Consider the following 2,014-nt stretch of genomic DNA (forward strand, 5'->3'; position numbering starts at 1 on the left):
ATATACTACTTGACGTTTAACGTCTATAGTTTAGAATCTATTTTACTAGAACACTGCTTTATCTTTTACAACATCAATAATCTCTGCATCTGTGTTCACTTCAACATAATGAAGAATTTCTTCCATACGTTCCTCTAAATGTTTCTCTTCTAAAGTTAAACCAACAATTCCTATAACAATAATCTGATGAATATCTTGTTCTGATATTTCTCCCACTGATACGTTAAATTCATTTCTTATTTTCTTTACAATACTTTGTACAATCATTCTCTTTTCTTTTAATGAATGTACCCAAATAGCTCTTAATTTTATTTCTAATGCAAATATTTTCATAAGTCTCTTCCTTTCGCCTCCTTAAGCATAACTTATTATAGTTGTATACAGGATTGATCAAATCAATTCCAACAATCTAAATATTACTCTTAAGAAAAGTTAGAAAGTGGTTACTCATCTACCTATTAAGCCATAGCAACATGTGATTCTAAGATTTCTTCTAAAGCATTACTGCTGCTTGTATGACATCTTACAATATCTGCATTATTTCTCTCTGCTTCTGCTACAGCACATCTTACCATCTTATGGGACACTGTATTTGTAAATAATACAATTAAATCTGGTGATCCAATTTGTTCTCTTAGATTACTTGTCATTTGAGTAAATACTTTTGCCTTACAATTATATGATTTACATATTTTCTTATATTGACAGACCATACGGTCATGTCCACCTATTATAACAACGCTCATATTCGCTACCTCCATATATATTATAAGAAAACCGTTAATAGTTTGAAAATAATCATTCTAGTAACGGTTTTCTTGGTTTTTAAAGTATCAACTATAAAGAAGCTAGTTTCTTACCAAGATCTTTACAAGCTTCTAATACTGAATCATCAGGCTCGTCTTGACATATAACGCCTTCACCACCTACGATTGTTGCGCCAGCATTTGTCATACGTTCTTCCCATTCACGCATCCATTGGCCACCACCCCAGCCATAAGATCCAAACAAAGCAATTTGCTTACCAGTAGCAAATTGTTCAACTTCTACAACAAATGGTTCCATGTCGTATTCATCAAGAATCTCAGCTCCAGCGGCAGGGCAACCAAGTGCAAAAACGGAAGCTTCTTTTAAAACTTCAACATTAGCACTAGTAACTTCTACAACTTCTGCTTCTTTACCACTTTCTTCTATACCTTGTCCTACAGCCTTTGCCATAGCCTCTGTATTGCCTGTTTCTGACCAATATACAACTGTAATTTTACTCATACATATTCTCCTTTATATAGATACTTATACGTATCTTAATTATTTATAAATTTTAACTACTATAATGAATCGAAAGTATATTCTGAATACTCGCCCCATTCATAAGCATTTTAATAGCATTCTCCCTTGCTTGATTAAACATATGGAATATATTCATTGCCTCATTAACATTCCCATATACTTTCCAATAACCTGTATATAAGAAATTCATCCCTTTGTTTTCTATAAAACCAGTAACATCCTCTACTGGATAGCCAAGTAAAATTCCAAGTTCATGAGGAAATTCAGCTCCCTCTTCTTTGTATTTTCTATAACGGCCTCTAAGTTCTACCAATACAGAATATAAAGTAGGATTTTCGTACCCGAAAGTATACATCAATTCTTTAACCTTTTCATCTTCTAGGTATTCTTCTACTCTGCTTTTATTATAAAGTAAGAATGTTGTCTTCTCCTTTGTCCTTAAAACAATCGATATTGAGATCGGAGATCCTTTGAAAATCTCATATAACATTCTTTCATATTCATTAGACACTATGAATAAATTAGATATCTTTAGTCCAGTTAATACCGGAGAACAATTCAATGCTAACTTTGTTTTTATATCTCTTTGATTTAAACTGCCTATCATCTGAAGTACTTCTTGACTCATATATTCTTAATACCCCTTTCAGCAAGTTGAGTATTAGTTAGTTATTTCTAACTTGCTTATATCATAACTAACTATAAGATTAAAATCAAAAATATA

4 protein-coding genes are annotated in these 2,014 nt (G+C 31.9%); all 4 read right to left on the reverse strand.

The genetic code is table 11. The features are described from left to right. Positions 1-45 precede the first annotated feature (45 nt). Positions 46-333 carry a DUF503 domain-containing protein gene (locus ACW2QF_RS19850; RefSeq protein WP_455717747.1) on the reverse strand — a complete coding sequence of 96 codons (288 nt, stop codon included), beginning with the start codon at positions 331-333 and terminating at the stop codon, positions 46-48. Positions 334-458: 125 nt separating this feature from the next. Further along, positions 459-746, reverse strand: coding sequence for a DUF2325 domain-containing protein (locus ACW2QF_RS19855; protein WP_455717748.1), 288 nt, complete (start codon positions 744-746; stop codon positions 459-461). Between the two features lie 91 nt (positions 747-837). Next, the gene (locus ACW2QF_RS19860; protein WP_455717749.1) at positions 838-1,269 is read right to left on the reverse strand and encodes a flavodoxin; all 432 of its coding nucleotides are present in this window, start codon (positions 1,267-1,269) and stop codon (positions 838-840) included. A gap of 52 nt (positions 1,270-1,321) precedes the next feature. After that, positions 1,322-1,918 carry a DUF3793 family protein gene (locus ACW2QF_RS19865; RefSeq protein WP_455717750.1) on the reverse strand — a complete coding sequence of 199 codons (597 nt, stop codon included), beginning with the start codon at positions 1,916-1,918 and terminating at the stop codon, positions 1,322-1,324. Between the last annotated feature and the right edge of the window lie 96 nt (positions 1,919-2,014).

Source organism: Anaerosporobacter sp., from assembly GCF_965301125.1.